The sequence below is a fragment of the Vreelandella subterranea genome (genome assembly GCF_900111305.1).
Lineage (GTDB): Bacteria > Pseudomonadota > Gammaproteobacteria > Pseudomonadales > Halomonadaceae > Vreelandella > Vreelandella subterranea.
Genome location: NZ_FOGS01000004.1, coordinates 220,380 through 236,254, shown reverse-complemented (window position 1 = coordinate 236,254; position 15,875 = coordinate 220,380). Strand labels below are relative to the sequence as shown.

General features: G+C 59.6%; 13 protein-coding genes. 8 read left to right on the top strand and 5 right to left on the bottom strand.

The genetic code is table 11. The features are described 5' to 3' along the window. The first annotated feature begins 137 nt into the window (after window positions 1-137). The 3 genes from BMX75_RS08050 (at window position 138) to BMX75_RS08040 (ending at window position 3,478) form a co-directional block, all read left to right on the top strand. Window positions 138-1,130: an LLM class flavin-dependent oxidoreductase gene (locus tag BMX75_RS08050; protein WP_092826922.1), complete on the top strand. Its 993-nt coding sequence runs from the start codon at window positions 138-140 to the stop codon at window positions 1,128-1,130. 76 nt (window positions 1,131-1,206) lie between these two features. Further along, window positions 1,207-1,713 carry a GNAT family N-acetyltransferase gene (locus BMX75_RS08045; RefSeq protein WP_092826920.1) on the top strand — a complete coding sequence of 169 codons (507 nt, stop codon included), beginning with the start codon at window positions 1,207-1,209 and terminating at the stop codon, window positions 1,711-1,713. A 106-nt stretch (window positions 1,714-1,819) separates the two neighbouring features. Beyond that, complete coding sequence (locus tag BMX75_RS08040) at window positions 1,820-3,478, top strand: sensor domain-containing diguanylate cyclase (RefSeq protein WP_092826918.1); 1,659 nt, start codon at window positions 1,820-1,822, stop codon at window positions 3,476-3,478. Here BMX75_RS08040 and BMX75_RS08035 read toward each other — a convergent pair. Next, the gene (locus BMX75_RS08035; RefSeq protein WP_092826916.1) at window positions 3,469-4,032 is read right to left on the bottom strand and encodes a DUF1415 domain-containing protein; all 564 of its coding nucleotides are present in this window, start codon (window positions 4,030-4,032) and stop codon (window positions 3,469-3,471) included. The genes BMX75_RS08040 and BMX75_RS08035 overlap by 10 nt on opposite strands. Before the next feature lie 78 nt (window positions 4,033-4,110). Further along, the gene (locus BMX75_RS08030; RefSeq protein ID WP_092826914.1) at window positions 4,111-4,779 is read right to left on the bottom strand and encodes a GntR family transcriptional regulator; all 669 of its coding nucleotides are present in this window, start codon (window positions 4,777-4,779) and stop codon (window positions 4,111-4,113) included. 174 nt (window positions 4,780-4,953) lie between these two features. Here BMX75_RS08030 and BMX75_RS08020 point away from each other — a divergent pair, with 174 nt between their 5' ends. The 4 genes from BMX75_RS08020 to BMX75_RS08005 all read left to right on the top strand — a co-directional run bounded on the left by BMX75_RS08020 (window position 4,954) and on the right by BMX75_RS08005 (window position 8,508). Next, the gene (locus tag BMX75_RS08020; RefSeq protein ID WP_092826910.1) at window positions 4,954-5,520 is read left to right on the top strand and encodes a chromate transporter; all 567 of its coding nucleotides are present in this window, start codon (window positions 4,954-4,956) and stop codon (window positions 5,518-5,520) included. Beyond that, window positions 5,517-6,047, top strand: coding sequence for a chromate transporter (locus BMX75_RS08015; protein WP_092826908.1), 531 nt, complete (start codon window positions 5,517-5,519; stop codon window positions 6,045-6,047). Before BMX75_RS08020 ends, BMX75_RS08015 begins: the two co-directional genes overlap by 4 nt. Window positions 6,048-6,114: 67 nt before the next feature. After that, window positions 6,115-7,962, top strand: a complete 1,848-nt coding sequence (locus BMX75_RS08010; protein ID WP_092826906.1) for an ABC transporter ATP-binding protein — start codon at window positions 6,115-6,117, stop codon at window positions 7,960-7,962. A 297-nt stretch (window positions 7,963-8,259) separates the two neighbouring features. Continuing rightward, a complete protein-coding gene (locus BMX75_RS08005; RefSeq protein WP_092826904.1) occupies window positions 8,260-8,508 on the top strand; it encodes a hypothetical protein in 249 nt (82 codons plus the stop codon). 40 nt (window positions 8,509-8,548) lie between these two features. Here the strand turns inward: BMX75_RS08005 and BMX75_RS08000 are convergent, their stop codons facing one another. Genes BMX75_RS08000 through BMX75_RS07990 form a run of 3 tightly spaced genes read right to left on the bottom strand, consistent with a single transcriptional unit; the run spans window position 8,549 to window position 13,855 of the window. Beyond that, window positions 8,549-10,273 carry a bifunctional protein-serine/threonine kinase/phosphatase gene (locus tag BMX75_RS08000; protein WP_092826902.1) on the bottom strand — a complete coding sequence of 575 codons (1,725 nt, stop codon included), beginning with the start codon at window positions 10,271-10,273 and terminating at the stop codon, window positions 8,549-8,551. Window positions 10,274-10,275: 2 nt separating this feature from the next. Further along, entirely contained in the window at window positions 10,276-11,175 is a 900-nt protein-coding gene (gene cobA, locus BMX75_RS07995; RefSeq protein WP_092826900.1) for a uroporphyrinogen-III C-methyltransferase, read from the bottom strand. Continuing rightward, window positions 11,135-13,855: a nitrate reductase gene (locus BMX75_RS07990; RefSeq protein ID WP_092826898.1), complete on the bottom strand. Its 2,721-nt coding sequence runs from the start codon at window positions 13,853-13,855 to the stop codon at window positions 11,135-11,137. Before BMX75_RS07990 ends, cobA begins: the two co-directional genes overlap by 41 nt. Before the next feature lie 679 nt (window positions 13,856-14,534). Here BMX75_RS07990 and BMX75_RS07985 point away from each other — a divergent pair. Beyond that, window positions 14,535-15,875 (top strand): NAD(P)/FAD-dependent oxidoreductase, encoded by a 1,341-nt coding sequence (locus BMX75_RS07985; protein WP_092826896.1) that lies wholly within the window; start codon window positions 14,535-14,537, stop codon window positions 15,873-15,875.

Genomic DNA, 15,875 nt, shown 5'->3' with positions numbered 1-15,875 from the left:
TTTGCCGACACCCTGCCTTGTAATTCATCGAGCCTGGCCGCATAACCATTAATTAACAAGCGTGCTAATGATTTACTTGACGCCCATACGTCGTCATTTCATTGGCACGCTCCATCTTCCGGCCTTATAGGTGATGCATGAGCGCACTCGCGTCTACCGCACTATCCGTACTGGACCTCGCCCCGATTCGTCAGGGCGGCAGCGCTGCCGAAACCTTTCAAGACAGCGTTTCCCTTGCCCAACACACCGAACAACTGGGGTATAAGCGCTACTGGCTGGCGGAACATCACAACATCGAGGGCATCGCCAGCGCCGCGACGGCGGTGCTGATTGGCCATATTGCGGGGCAGACCTCGCGTATTCGGGTGGGCAGTGGGGGCATCATGTTGCCCAATCACCCGCCACTGGTGGTCGCCGAGCAGTTTGGCACCCTGGAAACCCTCTACCCCGGGCGCATCGACCTGGGCCTTGGTCGTGCGCCGGGCTCGGACGGCGCGACCATGCAGGCGATGCGTCGCCATGCACGGGCCGGGGTTGATGACTTCCCCGCGCAGCTCGACGAGCTACGCGGCTATCTTGGCGATGCCTCGCCCCAGCAACGCGTCAGGGCCGTGCCCGGCCAGGGTACGCATGTGCCCATCTGGCTGCTTGGTTCCAGCGGCTTTAGCGCGCAGCTGGCCGCCAAACTTGGCCTGCCCTTTGCCTTCGCCGCGCAGTTTGCGCCAGGCTATCTGTTTGAAGCCTTGCGGCTGTATCGTGAGAACTTCCAGCCCTCGGCGCATCTGGATGCCCCCTATGCCACGGTCGGGTTGCCCGTCATTGCCGCGGAAAGCGACGCCATGGCGGAATACCTGGCGACCACCGCCCAGCAGAAATTTCTCAACCTGATCCGCGGCAAGCCAACGGTCTCGCTGCCCCCGGTGGAACAGCTGGACTGGTCCCCCATGGAACGCGCCCAGGTCGAGCAGTTTCTGGGCGCAGCCATCATTGGTGGGCCTGACACGGTCAAAGCCCGGCTTGCCGACTTCCAGGAACGCACAGGGGCCAACGAGTTGATGATCAACAGTGACTTCTACGACCATCAGGACCGGCTAAGAAGTTACCAGATTGTTGCCGAGGCAGCTCGATAAGCGCCTATAATGGCCGTCAGTCTTGCATAGCGGCTGCCAATGGCAGCCGAGCCAACCCGATCAGGTACACCGCACCATGTCTGCGTTCACTTACGCTCCAATGTCTCATGCTGATTTCATGGCGTTCTGGCCAACCTTTCAACACATTGTGGCGGCCCAGGAAACCTATGCCATCGACCCGGATATCACCGCCGAAGATGCCTACCAGCTTTGGTGTAACGCCCCACAAGCCACCTTTGCGGTCAAGGATGAAACCGGCACACTCCTCGGTACCTACTATTTAAAAGCCAATGCGGCGGGGCCCGGTGACCATGTCTGCAACTGCGGTTATATGGTGGCCCCCGCCGCGCGTGGCAAAGGGGTCGCCCGTGCCATGTGCGAGCATTCACAGCAGTTGGCTTGCGAGCTTGGTTTCAGCGCCATGCAGTTCAACGCGGTTGTCTCCACCAACGAGGTGGCGGTCGCACTCTGGCAGCGCCTGGGGTTTGCCATTGTGGGGACGGTGCCTAACGCTTACCGTCACGCCCGCCTTGGCGAGGTCGATACCTACGTCATGCATAAAACCCTTGAACACCAGCGTTAAAATCCACCACGTCAATGGCATTGGTGCAGGTTGCTCACCGGTATCCTTCGTGATTGGATACCACCTCGCATTTCTTAACGATTTTTACGCCCCACGAGACACCTGAATGCCAGACAACGCCATGCGACTAAGCCAGATATCCCTGCGTACACGCTTTACGCTACTCGCTGTTGCCCTGGTATTTGGAACGACCGTCCTGCTTGGCTGGGTCGCTGCTCGACAGTCAGCTGATCAGTTGGAAGCCAATATCGGCGCTTCTACGGCAGAATCGGCCTATCAGATGGCCGATAAGCTGGACCGCAGCATGGACGCGCGTATTAAAGAGGTGAAATTGTTATTGGGCATTGAAGCCCTGACCGACGGCACCGATAACGAGACCCTTCGCGCTCAGTTAGAAACGCTTCAGGATAATTACAACGTCGTGTCATGGATTGGCTTTATCGACCCCAACGGTGTGGTTCAAGCCGCCACCGGTGGCATCCTGGAAGGTACTTCCATTGCCCAGCGCCCGGTCTTTCAAAACGGCCAAGACGGCATGTGGATAGGGGATGTTCACGACGCGGTGCTGCTATCGCAGCTATTGCCCAACCCTTATGGCGAAGCGATAAAGTTTGTGGATATTGCGACCCCGGTCTCCGGCCAGAACGGCGCTTTCCTGGGTGTGCTTGCCGTTCACCTTAGCTGGGAATGGGCGGAATACATTCAGCGTGCGATGTTTTCGCCTGCGCAACAGCGCCAGGGCACTGAAATGCTGTTGCTGGCAGCCGATGGCACGGTCTTGCTCGGGCCCGACGATATGCTGGGACAGTCTGTTCCGGGCCTATCCAACCTGCATTTACAGGCCAGCGCCAAGCCCTCATGGGCAATTGAGACATGGCCAGATGACCAGCGCTATGTGACGGGCATGGCCCGCAGCCAAGGCTTCGAGGATTTTCCCGGTCTGGGCTGGGTGGCGGTTAGCCGTCAGCCGGTTGAGCAGGCGTTTGCTCCCGTGGAGCGACTCACACGTGTGATCATGGGCATCGGCGTGCTGCTGGCCATGGTGTTTGCCGTGGTTGGCTGGGTTGTCGCGTCGCGGCTGACGACACCTTTAACCCGTCTTTCTCACGCCGCAGACACTATCCACGATGCCAGCCAACCCACCAACGAGATTCCTCTGGAAACAGGTTCGCCGGAATTGATGCGCCTCTCCACGTCAATGCGCAACATGGTCGGACGCCTGCTCGACCAAAACCGCACCATTCGCCGCCTTGAAGACATCGCCACTAGCGACCCGCTGACCGGCTTGCCGAATCGCGCCTTCCTAGATCGATATCTTGCGCACGCCCTGCCCGAGGCCGAGCGCCAACAGCAAAGTATTGCGCTGGTGTATATTGACCTGGACGGCTTTAAGGAAGTGAATGACGAGCTGGGTCATCATGCGGGTGATCTGCTGTTAATCGACATTGCCAAGCGCTTGCAGGAAGTGCTCCGGGCCAGCGATGTCGTCGCTCGATGGGGGGGTGATGAATTCGTCATGGCCTTGAAAGCCCCCGCAGACCAATTACCGACGTTGACCCAGGCGATAAGCGAGCGCCTGCTTGCCTCCATTTCCCAACCCATATCGTTGCCCGAGCATCCAGCGGTGACCGTCAGCTGCAGCCTGGGAGCCGCGTGGTGGCCAGAGCACAGCCATGACATCGAAGACGTCATGCAGTTTGCCGATGCGGCGTTGTATGTTGCCAAGCAGGAGGGCAGACATCGGCTGGTGATTCATCAACCCTGATCATCAAGGCGGCAGCTGCGTTGCCACAACTGCTCCACGGCCTCAAGGCCCATGCCGTTCAGCAGAGCCACATTACGCTCAGGGATCGCGTCGGTATCGCCATAAAACTCGATCGCCTTTTCGACGCTCTCTTCACGCAGCAGATGCACCATCGGATAGGGGGAGCGATTGGTATAGTTGGCGGCATCGTCGGCATCCGCATCGTCAAAACAGTAATCCGGATGAAACGATGCGAGCTGATAGATGCCTTCATATCCCTGGTCAATCAGGATGCTTTCGGCGAGCTCAACAAAATCCAGATAATGGTTAAAGCTCTTAAACAGCGTGGGAAACACCAGCAGCGTGGTTTCTGTCTCCGGGTGCTCGTCTAGCCAGTGCACCTCCACCATCAGTTCTTCCAGCGCCACTTCCAGTTTTTTCGAGCGTACCACTTCAACGCGAACCGCCTCCCGCGCCAGCTCGCGGCTGGCAAACGGGCAGATATCGTGGGCCACAACAAAGCGGTTCAACCAGTTCAAGGTCTGTGTGATGACCGTGCTATCTACGTCTTGCATGCCTGCTCCCCGTCCCCTTCGGTAGTCTCGCCGATGCCTTCCATCGTCAACAGCGCAACAGTCTACACGCCATATGCACTAGGCGTGTTCCTGATAACGCTTGAGGGCCACCTGATAGGATTTATGGATATGATCGTCCATGAGCGCACGGGCGGCTTTGCTATCACGCTGCAGGGCAAGCTCTACCAGTTCGTGGTGCTGTCCATCGAGGGTTTGTCTTACCGTCGGCATTTTGGGGCCCAGACGACGGTAGCGATCAAACTGGTCATGCAGCTGCTCGATGAAACGCAGCAGCCAAACCGAACCGCAGGGCGCCACAAGGGTGCGGTGAAACTGGCTGTGTAACACCTCCCACTCCTCGCCTTTCTCCAGCGATAGATCTGCGCGTTTCAGGCGATGGGCGGCGGCCAGCAGTTCGGCCTCCCATATGTCGTCGCCGTGCTGGATCGCGCGTTCAAACGCCATGCCCTCGAGCTCGAGTCGCATATTGGCAATGTCATCCAACTCGCTGCGCGATAGCGTCGGAACTCTAAAGCCACGCTGATTCTCCTGAATCAACAGGCCATAGGCGGCCAGCTTGTTGAGCGCCTCACGCAGCGGGCTCAAGCCAACGTGATAATGCTCCTTGAGCGCGTTGATCGCCAATTTCTCGCCCGCAGCAAAGCGTCCGCCGACTAAATCCCGGCGTAGCGTCTCGTAAATACGGCTGGATGCCGTGCTGATAACCGGTTGAAGATGCTGGTTCATATAAGATCCTTTTTCATCCTGACGCCCATGCCGCTAAACGCTGGAGTTGACGCCCTGGGAAGCCCTCGCTTATATTCTATTTTATACATAATAATCGATTTTTTAACTGACAAACGATAAACAAGGGTCGGCCATGCGCTGTTTCTCATCATTGACCTTGCGGGGTCATCGTCCATGACGTCGTCGACAACATGGCAACTGTTCTGGGCATTCCTGCGCGTTGGCCTGTTAGGGTTCGGTGGCGGTCCCGCCATGATTCCCCTGGTGCGTGCCGAAGTCGTCACCCGCCATCACTGGCTGACCGATGAAGAATTCGCCGATGTACTGGCGATCGGCAACACGCTACCCGGCCCTATCGCCACCAAGATGCCGGGCTACATCGGCTATCGGGTGGGCGGCGTCAGCGGCTGTACGGCGGCGGTTATTGCCATCATTCTACCCATGATCATTGCCATGATAGCCATGTTAAGCATTTTCAGCCGTTATCGCGATGTTGGCTGGATTCGCGGCATGGGCCAGGCCGTGGTGCCCGTTGTCATGGTCATGATGGCACAGTTGACATGGGACTTTTTTGATAAATCGAAAGCGGCGCTGGGCTGGCTTACCAGTACCATAATGGCCATTGTCGCTGGCGGGCTTATCTACTGGCTCGGTGTTCATCCAGGCTGGGTGATTGGCGCCATTCTGCTGGCGGCCCTGCTGCGCCCTAAAGGCAATAAAAAAGCTGAGGGGTCGGCATGATCTACTGGGAGCTGTTCCTCGCTTTTTTTATCCCCAATATTATCGGTTACGGCGGCGGCCCGGCGATTATTCCGCTGATCGAGACCGAAGTCGTCGGCCGCTACGGCTGGATGACCGCGCAAACCTTCGCGGAAACCCTGGCGCTGGGTAATGCCCTTCCCAGCCCTATCGCCACCAAGATGGCCGGTTACATCGGCTATGAAGTCGCCGGTATTGGCGGTGCCTTCGTGGCAGTGGCCGCCACGGTCATCCCGACACTATTGCTCATGCTGGGTGCGCTGGGTCTTCTGTATCGCCATCGCAACTCTCCCCGCGTCAAACGCATGAGCCAATGGGTGCGACCGGTTATCGCCATGATGATGGGCTGGCTGACCCTGGGCTTTTTGCTCGAAAGCCTGAGTTCAAGCGGCACGATTCACACCCTGATTATCGGCGTCGTTGCTGGCATTGCGCTGATTCGCTTTAAAACGCATCCCGCCTTTGTGGTCGTGGGGGCGCTGATTTATGGCGGGCTTTTCCTGGGCTGACCTGGCTATCCACGCTTAATCATCGCATCATGGCAGTCCTTTCTGCCAGGTATCTGCTTGTTGTCATATGCCGCCATCCTCTTCTGACGCCTCCACCGCGCCACTCAGCAGCTTTCTTAGCGTGTTTGGCTACAGCCGCCGAGCGCTGGGCCTGGTATGGGAAACCTCGCGCTGGATGATGCTGGGTTTAGCACTGTGTACGCTGGTCGCCGGCGTGCTGCCTGCCGTTGCTGCCTGGGTCGGCCAGTTGATTGTGGATGGCGTGGTGAGTGCCATGGATGCCCATCAAGCAGCCACTGATCCCAACCTGCTGGTATCGATTACCCCGGTACTCAAGCTGGTTGCTTTCGAGGCACTCATTATTGCCCTGATTGCGCTGGCCCAGCGCGGGCTTGCCGCCCAGCAGTCATTACTGCGCGCACTGCTGGGCCAGAAGGTCAACGTGATGATCCTGGAGAAAGCCGGCCAGCTCTCGCTTAGCCAGTTCGAGGACTCAGAGCTCTACGACCAGCTGACCCGGGCGCGTCGCGAGGCCTCAACCCGCCCTCTCGCCCTGGTGAATAAAACCTTTGGGCTGTTACAGAATGCCATTTCGCTGGGCAGCTTCGGGGTCCTGCTGGTGCAGTTCTCGCCCTGGGCACTGCTGATTCTGGTCGCCGGTGCCCTGCCGGTGTTTATATCGGAGGCCAAGTTTTCGGGGGATGGCTTTCGGCTGTTTCGCCGACGCTCCTCGCAGACCCGCATGCAGATTTATCTGGAGACCGTACTCGCCCGAGAAGACAGCATCAAAGAGGTGAAGCTGTTCGGCCTTGAAGGGCTTTTTCTCAAGCGCTACCGCGATATCTTTACCCAACTGTTCGCCGAGGACCGGCGCCTGACGCTGCGCCGGGAAAGCTGGGGGTTTGTGCTGGGATTGCTGGGCACCCTCACCTTCTACGCGGCCTACGCCTGGGTGGTCATTGAAACGATTACCGGCGCACTGACCCTCGGCCAGATGACCATGTACCTGATGGTCTTCAAGCAAGGACAGGCCGCGCTTTCCGCCAGCCTGACCGCGATTAGCGGCATGTACGAAGATAACCTCTACCTGTCCAACCTCTACGAGTACCTGGAACAGCCGGTCGAAGCGGACACAGGCACCCTGACCCGGGGCGAATTGCCCGGCGACGGCCTGCGCTTTGAAAACGTCAGCTTTGCCTATCCGGGCAGCGCACCGGTATTGCACGATATTTCCCTGCACTTGTCTCCCGGGCAGAGCCTGGCCCTGGTAGGTGAAAACGGCTCGGGTAAAACGACCTTGATCAAGCTGTTGACGCGGCTTTACCAACCAACCGCGGGGCGCATCCTGCTGGACGGCAGCGATTTACGCAATTGGCAGGCAAAAGCGCTGCGCGAGCGTACCGGGGTGATTTTTCAGGATTTCGTGCGCTATCAATTGCAGGTAGGCGAAAACCTGGGCGTGGGCGATACCCATGCCTATCACAACGAGCAGCGTTGGCAGGAGGCTGCCCGCCACGGGATGGCAGATGACTTCATCGCCAATATGGCCAACGGTTACCAGACCCAACTGGGCCGCTGGTTCAAGAGCGGCCAGGAGTTGTCCGGCGGCCAGTGGCAGAAAATCGCCCTTTCACGTGCTTACATGCGTGAAAACGCCGATATTATCGTGCTCGACGAACCCACCGCCGCGATGGACGCCGCTGCCGAAGCAGAAGTGTTTGCCCGCTTCCGTGCGCATAGCCGCGACAAGATGGCGATTCTGATCTCCCACCGCTTCTCCACCGTACGCAGCGCTGACCTTATTCTGGTCATCGACCAGGGCCGTATCATCGAGCGCGGCACCCACGAGGAATTGCTCGCCGCAGACGGCCGCTATGCCAAGCTGTTTCGACTTCAGGCGGCGGGTTACAGATAGCTAACTAAACTTGACGCTCTCATGAGCATCGGTTATAAGGTAAGAGCTGCCTTTTAAAGGCAGCTCTTATTAACGAGACTTTCTCAGAGACCTCACCATGCGCTGGCAAATCTCCGCGACACGAATGAACAAGCTACATCGCATTATCAATAATGCGGTATCAGCTTGTTGCTGTCGCGCGCCAGGGATGTAGTGAGGAAATTGGCCGCGGCAAGTGTCGCGGCCATGTGTATTATCGTTACCTTTGATATTTCCTGATCGCGATGTTGCCCGGCCTCCCAACCCAGGAGACCGACAATGGCAATCGCAACCATTACCCGCAAACTACTCAACGCTCTAAAGCACTCGCGCACGCAGCGCCGTCTTTACCAAGATCTGCGTTTTCATGACCCCCACCTGCTAAAAGATATCGGCTTACGCTGGGAGCAGGGCCAACTGGTATCCATTCACGGGGTAGAGGAAACAGACCAGCGCAACCAGCGCCATCAGGCTGAAACCCGTGACGCCCACGAAACATGTCCATACTGCGGGAGTCGGCTGACATAGCGATCGCCCCGGTCACCAGCAGTGGCCGGGGCGTTTACGTTTATTGAGGCATATTGACCAAAAGCACCACGATAATGACACCCAGCAAGGCACACAGCCACTGCCAAAAACGCACCGGGTCGCGCTCCAGGAGCGGCGGGCGCGATTGCTTCAGGGTGCCTGGGCTTGGCGAGCGCAGTTCGAAAATAAACTCCGAAAGCGCCGGGTAGCGGTATTGAGGATTCGGATGCAAGGCTTTTTTGAGCACCTCATCCACCCAGGCGGGCAGCTCACGGTTTTCACTCAGCGCCGATTGGTAAGCAAGCTTGCGCTGGGCAGCCCGGGTGCGGGTTTTGGCCACCGCGGTGCCGTAGGGCAGCGTACCGGTCAGCATCTGGTAGGCAATCACCGCAAGGGAGTAAAGGTCCGACCTTGGGGTTCCACCTTCGCCCAGAAAATATTCCGGCGCCGTGTACTGCGCCGTGCCGAGAATATCCTCACCACCGGCCTCGTCGGCTTCAGCAATGCCCGCCACCCGGACGGCTCCAAAATCAATCAAGCGCACTGTTGCATGGCGATCGATCATGATGTTGTCCGGACGTACATCCTGGTGGAGCATTTCCAGGCGGTGGAAGGCACGCAAGCCTTTGGCCACTTGTTCGATAATACCGCGGACCTCGACCAGATCGGGCTCAGGGTGGTCACGCATCCACTGGGTCAGGGTCTGCCCATCGATATACGCCCATACGCTGTACAGGTAACGCCGGGGCTTTCGCTGCTCGGGCGCCGAGAGCACATGGGGGTTGTCGATACGCCGGGCGATCCACTCCTCACGCACGAAACGCTCGACGCTGGCGGGGTCTTCGGCAAGTTCGGTGGATAACGTTTTCACCACGACGTGCTGCCCGCTTTCCGGGTCGTGCGCCAGATACACATGGCTACGGGCGCTGGCGTGCAGGGAGCGTATGATGCGCAGGCCGTCCAGCTCGCTGTTGGGACGAAGCTCGGGTGGCGATGGCAACCCGCCCAGCGCATCGTAGAGTTCATCGGCGTCCCGGTCGGGCAGCGTTTCGATGCGCACCAGTTGGACCGTCAGGTTATCGTCGCTGCCATTGGCCAGCGCCGCGTGCACCAGTGCCTGGGCAGCCGCGTCCAGGTCGGCGGCATTATCCTGAATCTTCAAAGCCATGACTTGGGGAGACAGCCACTCGTACACGCCGTCGGTGGCCAGCAAAAACACATCGCCTTCGCTGAGCGACACCGCACGATAATCGAGCTCCAGGTGCTGGCTTGCCCCCATGGCGCGGCTTAGATGGCTCACCTCACGGGAGGCCCAGAAGCGATGGTCTTCGGTCAGTGGCTCCAGCGAATTGCCCGCCAACTGGTAAATACGGCTATCACCGACATGAAAAAGGTGCGCGGTGGCCGATTTAATCACCATGGCGCTCAGCGTACAGACATAGCCGCGGTCCATGTCGTAACGGTATTGGCTCTGCCGGGTTTGCGCATACAGCCACGCATTGGTGGCCTGAAGCACGCGCTGGGCCGCATTCTTGACACTCCAGGAGGAAGGCGTGGCGTAGTAATCGCCAAGAAAGCCACCCACCGCGGCTTCGCTGGCCTCACGACTCACCGTGCTGCTGCTGATGCCATCGGCCAACGCAATGGCGATGCCCTTATGACGCTGCTGGGCACCGTCGGGCAAATAGGCGCCATAAAAATCCTGATTGCTCGGCTTACGGCCTTTATCGGAATACTGGCCCAGGGAAATGCGCAGCGTTGCCATACTCAGTAAGCGGCGTTATGGATATCGAGAGCCGCCGGGCTCGTCGCCACACGCGTCACCACGCTGCCCACCATTATCACACAGGGTGACGGTAGCGGTGAGGCGGCGAGCTGTAAGGGCATATCCGCAAGCGTGCCCACTAACGACTGCTGGTCCGGCTGGCTGGCGTTGGCCACCAGCATGATCGGCCAGTCATCGGGCAGCCCCGCATCGCGCAGGCCAGCGCAGATCGCCTCGACCTTGGAAAGCCCCATGTAGAACACCAGGGTTTCGTCACGCCGGGCAAGCGCCGACCAGTCCGGGGTGCCGTCTTCGCGGCACAGCTGGGCGGTGACAAACCGAAGCTGCTGGGCGTGTCCCCGGTCGGTGAGCGGAATGCCCATGCACGCCGCCGCCGAAGACGCCGCCGTAATTCCCGGGACGATCGTGGCGGGTACATGAGCGGCAGCCAGCGCATCCAGCTCTTCGCCCATACGACCAAAAATGGCCGGGTCGCCACCTTTAAGGCGCACCACCGACTTGCCCGACCTGGCAAGCGTGACCATCAAGGCGCCAATCTCGGCCTGTGGCATGCTGTGGTGCCCGCTGGCCTTGCCCACATAATGTCGCTCGGTGCCACGTGGAATCAGCGCCAGCACGTCGTCGCCCACTAGCCGGTCGTACACCACGGCGTCTGCCTGGCCCAACAGGCGAGCCGCCTTGAGCGTCAGCAGCTCGACATCGCCACTACCGGCCCCGACCAGATATACATGCCCAGGCTGACAATCGCCCTTGAGCGGCAGGCGATTCGACGTATAACGGTCGAGTTTCTCACCCCCTACCCAGCCAGGATTGAAACGACTCACCAGCCGCGCCAGGGAATTACACCACTTCATGAGCGGAACTTTGCTTAGCGCGCGCATTGGGGCGCTCCTCTTCCAATAGCGATTTCAATTCAGGAATGCAACTGCCGCACTGGGTCCCGCAGGCAAGCCGTGCGCCCAGCGCCTCCACGCTGGTGTCGCCATGCCGGATGGCGTCAACAATCGCGGTTTGGCCCACCTGATGGCAGCTACAGATCACCGGGCCAGTATCCGCCGCGCCGTCATCACAGCCAGCCAACAGGCGCCGACGATGGGTATCGTCGATACGGTCATCGTTAAAGCGCGCCTCCAGCCAGGCGAGGCCAGGTAGCTCATCGGGCGGCCCTACCATCAACCACCACTTGAGCTGGTCATTTTCCACACCGGCCGCGCGCAGGCCGCCCGTCGCGACATCTTCGCACCAAAGCGCTGGTGGTGCGGGCAGCCACGCCGCCAGCGTGGCAAACCAATCGTTAACGGCCGTCGCCCCTGCCAGTTGCCAGCGTTGGCAGCCGCGCATGGGAATACGCGCCCAATAGTCGCTTTCGCACCAGGCGGGGCGTCCCTCAGGCATGACGCCGTGATCGGCAACGAGCAGCGTTGCCTCCCAGGCAGGTGCCAGGGGTGCCAGCGCCACGGCGCCATGCTTGGCTTCGGGCTGGCCGGAGACCGGGTCCATGATACGCTGAATCAAGGCGCTGCTGCGTGCATTCTGGCTGAAACAATCCGTCCAGTGAATAGGCACGAACACCTCGCCGCGACGCTGGGCCTTGGATACCCTGGCGCGGGCCCGGTATTGCCCCGTGGCGGCGGACAAGACGGCGAGCGACTGATCCTTTATGCCCGCTTCGGCGGCATCGTCAGGGTGGACATCGATAAAGGGCTCAGCGCGGTGATTCATCAGCCGCGGCGAGCGGGCGGTGCGCGTCATGGTATGCCACTGATCGCGTATCCGCCCGGTGTTGAGACGCAAAGGATACGCTTGGCTGAGCCTCTGTTCGGGCCCCCGCGGGGTAATCGGCAGCAACCTGGCGCGGCCGTCAGGCGTGGCAAACTGCCCATCTACAAACAAGCGGGCTGTCCCATTGGGGGCCTGGGCATTTACCGGCCACTGGATCGGCGTAAGCGCGTCATAGCCGTCGCGACCCAGGCCCGCGAGGCCTGAAATATCGAACAGCCGTTGGGTAGTAGTGGCATTTTCGAAGCCTGACAACCGTGCGTGCTCGTCGAATATTTCGCTGGGGTGGGTGTAATCAAACGCCTCCGCAAAACCCATCTGCTTGGCAACATCGCAGATGATCTGCCAGTCGTGGCGGGCCTCGCCGGGCGGCGGCAGCATGCCCCGCTGGCGCGAAATACAGCGCTCGGAGTTGGTCACCGTGCCGTCTTTTTCAGACCACCCCGACGCGGGCAGCACAATGTCGGCGTAGGGCAGCAGGTCGGTATTCGCCGCGCACTCCGAGACGATCACCAGCGGGCACTTTTCCAGTGCGGCCCTCACGTGGGCGGCATCGGGCAGGCTAATTGCCGGGTTGGTGGCCATCACCCAGAGCGCTTTTATCTCGCCACGCGCGATGGCGTCAAACAGCTCAACCGCTTTGTAGCCAGGGCCATTCGGCAACCTGGGCACCAGATTGTCAGTGGCCCAAAAGCGGCTGACCAGATCTCGCGCGCCCGGGGTGTCGTAATCCATGTGCGCAGCCAGTTGGTTGGCCAGGCCGCCCACCTCGCGTCCGCCCATGGCATTGGGCTGGCCGGTAATCGAGAAAGGCCCTGCCCCCGGCAGACCGATTTTGCCCCCCGCCAGGTGGCAGTTGATGATCGCATTGCACTTGTCGGTGCCGCTGGACGACTGATTGACCCCCTGGGAGTAAAGCGTTACCACGTGCAGCTGGCTGGCAAACCAGTAGTAGAGGGTTTCCAGACGCTCGGCATCGACCTCGCAGGCAGCCGCCACCTCAGCGATGGAACCAGCCGACTGCCGGGCGGCGCTTAGCGCATCGTCAACGCCTTGGGTATGGCGCTCCAGATACACCGTGTCCAGCTTGTTCTTGGCCGCCATCCAGGCCAGCAGGCCGTTGAACAACACTGCGTCGCTGCCGGGTTTAATCCCCAGGTAAAGGTCGGCGATTTCGCAGCTGTCGGTCACGCGGGGGTCAATCACCACCACGCGCATCAACGGGTTACGCTCTTTGGCGACCTTGATGCGCTGATAAAGCACCGGGTGATTCCAGGCCAGGTTAGACCCTACCAGCACGACCAGTTCGGCCTCTTCCAGGTCTTCATAGTTACAGGGCACCGCATCGGCACCGAAGGCGCGCTTGTACCCTGCCACCGCCGAGGCCATGCACAGCCGCGAGTTGGTATCCAGATGCGGCGTGCCCAAGAAACCTTTAAACAGCTTGTTGGCAACGTAATAATCTTCCGTCAGCAGCTGGCCCGAAAGGTACGCCGCCACACTTTGGTTGCCATGCTCGGCCCGCAGGGTGTTTAAGCGTTCGGCGGTGACACTTAAGGCTTGCTCCCACGAGACCTCTTCGCCATCTACACGCGGCTTGATCAGACGCCCCTGCTCGCCCAGCGTTTCGTGCAGCGCTGAACCTTTGACGCACAGCCGCCCGAAATTGGCGGGGTGTTCGCGGTCGCCCTCGACAGCACTCAGCGTGCCATTCTCCGCCACGGTCGCGTTAACGCCGCAACCAACGCCACAGTAGGGGCAAGTCGTTTTGACCTGGTGCATGATGACTCCTCGGCAAATTGCAAACGCCGCCCATAAAAAAACGCCCAGGCCGCTGACCCTGTTGCGCAAAGCGCGAGGCGATCAGCTGGCTGGACGTCGTTGCCGCAGCGGGCACCGCTAAAGGTGCCAAACGTATTGTGTAAAGAAACTTATTTGTCTAACAACGTTATTGGGCTTATTCGCTGCCACTGTTTTTTTGGTGAACGCACTGCAATGCGCGTTTGTTGCTTGTACTCGTAGGGTTGCAAACCCTAAGCCATTATTCGGAATCGCCTAAATTTTTATTCAAAAACAGACACCTAAATAGAAAAACCAGCCTTCTTCCTATCGTCAGCTTACCCCTCTGGCACCTTAAACTTGCGTACTGAAAGTGCAGCTCACCTCCATGGCGCACCAACAGCGTGCACAAAGCCATAAGGAGCGGCCCCTCTACATTTCTGATGCGCTTACTCAACATGATGAAAATAAACCAAAAAAAAAGAATACCCCGGAGTTGGCCGCTGACTTGCTACTAGTTAGATATATAACTTGTTGGCAGCCAATGGCGGCGGCCACGCGTTAATCAACGTTACCGGGCAACGACGCCCCTGGCATTGTTCATCCTGCTCGCAGGAAGCGCATGTGTCAGGGGCGTTTTTGTTTGGAGCGAATCACCATCATGCAAGATGAGGAGCCACCCATGGAAACTTTTTCCCGGTGCTCACCCGATGACCACCTGGTCATCATCGGCAACGGCATGGCCAGCCACCGGTTGGTGGAAGCGCTGGTCAATCATCCTCAACGCCCCAGAACCATTACCGTGATTGGGGAAGAGCCGGTGCCCGCTTACAACCGCATTCTGCTTTCGCCTTTGCTTGCCGGTGACATGCAGCCAGAGGCACTAACGCTGCGCGACGCTGACTGGTATAAGGACAACGGCGTAACGCTCAAGCTGGGCGAACGCGTCGAGCACATCGACCGTGACAGCCGCACACTGGCAACCGACGCAGGCGAAACCCTCTACTATGATCGCCTCGTGCTGGCCACCGGCTCACGCCCGACGCTTCCCAAGGTGCAAGGTATAGCGCTGGATGGCGTCCATGGCTTTCGGGTCCTGGACGACGCCGCAACGCTGGAGGCCATTGCCCAACAAGGCGGCCATGCGCTGGTGATCGGTGGCGGCCTGCTGGGCCTGGAAGCCGCTGAAGGGCTACGCAAGCGCGGCCAGGGACTGCAGGTAAGCGTTTTACAACGCAGCGACCGGCTGATGAACCGCCAGTTGGACGCTACCGCCGCCAATTTGCTGAAAGCCTCGCTGGTTGAGCGCGGGCTTAACATCGTCACCCAGGCACAGCTGGCAAAACTCGAAGGCGACCCGACCGGCCGAGTCTGCGCTGCCATCCTGAATGACGGCCGTCGACTGCCCGCCGACAGCGTGATTATCGCCGCCGGCATTACCCCCAACGCCGAATTGGGCCAGCAGGCCGGGCTTACCACCGACCGTGCCGTCAAGGTAGACCGCCATCTCACCACCTCCGACCCGCATATTTTTGCCTTGGGCGAATGCTGCCAGTTCGAGCAGCATACCTATGGGCTGGTCGAGCCTATCTGGCATCAGGTCGAGGTGCTGGCGGCGGTGCTTTGTGGCGACGCGGGCGACGGTTATCGCGAGGTGCCCACCGCTACCAAGCTGAAAGTCAGCGGCGTCTCGCTTTTCGCGTTTGGCCCTACCGAGGCAGCGCCCGAGCACGACGTCTTGTGCTACCACGACCCACACCGGGGCGATTATCGGCGCGTGTTACTGCGCGACGGCCGCATTGAAGGCGCCGTGCTGTACGGCGACACCCAACAGGGCCCCTGGTATTTCGAGCAGGCGGTGGCGGGGCACGACCTCAGCGGCTTCCGTCAGGCGCTGCTGTTTGGTGCCGCGGATGTCGAGGTGCTGCGTGAAGCGGCAGCCCAACTGCCCCCTGATTCTTCTCAGCCCTCTTCTCAACATTCTTCTAAACACTCTTCTCATTCAACGTCGGAGGCGGCTTAA

What these genes read in the sequence shown, in the direction of transcription:
- BMX75_RS08050 (WP_092826922.1), top strand. Translation starts at nt 138, where the DNA reads ATGAGCGCACTCGCGTCTACCGCACTATCCGTACTGGACCTCGCCCCG.
- BMX75_RS08045 (WP_092826920.1), top strand. Translation starts at nt 1,207, where the DNA reads ATGTCTGCGTTCACTTACGCTCCAATGTCTCATGCTGATTTCATGGCG.
- BMX75_RS08040 (WP_092826918.1), top strand. Translation starts at nt 1,820, where the DNA reads ATGCCAGACAACGCCATGCGACTAAGCCAGATATCCCTGCGTACACGC.
- BMX75_RS08035 (WP_092826916.1), bottom strand. Translation starts at nt 4,032, where the DNA reads ATGCAAGACGTAGATAGCACGGTCATCACACAGACCTTGAACTGGTTG.
- BMX75_RS08030 (WP_092826914.1), bottom strand. Translation starts at nt 4,779, where the DNA reads ATGAACCAGCATCTTCAACCGGTTATCAGCACGGCATCCAGCCGTATT.
- BMX75_RS08020 (WP_092826910.1), top strand. Translation starts at nt 4,954, where the DNA reads ATGACGTCGTCGACAACATGGCAACTGTTCTGGGCATTCCTGCGCGTT.
- BMX75_RS08015 (WP_092826908.1), top strand. Translation starts at nt 5,517, where the DNA reads ATGATCTACTGGGAGCTGTTCCTCGCTTTTTTTATCCCCAATATTATC.
- BMX75_RS08010 (WP_092826906.1), top strand. Translation starts at nt 6,115, where the DNA reads ATGCCGCCATCCTCTTCTGACGCCTCCACCGCGCCACTCAGCAGCTTT.
- BMX75_RS08005 (WP_092826904.1), top strand. Translation starts at nt 8,260, where the DNA reads ATGGCAATCGCAACCATTACCCGCAAACTACTCAACGCTCTAAAGCAC.
- BMX75_RS08000 (WP_092826902.1), bottom strand. Translation starts at nt 10,273, where the DNA reads ATGGCAACGCTGCGCATTTCCCTGGGCCAGTATTCCGATAAAGGCCGT.
- cobA (WP_092826900.1), bottom strand. Translation starts at nt 11,175, where the DNA reads ATGCGCGCGCTAAGCAAAGTTCCGCTCATGAAGTGGTGTAATTCCCTG.
- BMX75_RS07990 (WP_092826898.1), bottom strand. Translation starts at nt 13,855, where the DNA reads ATGCACCAGGTCAAAACGACTTGCCCCTACTGTGGCGTTGGTTGCGGC.
- BMX75_RS07985 (WP_092826896.1), top strand. Translation starts at nt 14,535, where the DNA reads ATGGAAACTTTTTCCCGGTGCTCACCCGATGACCACCTGGTCATCATC.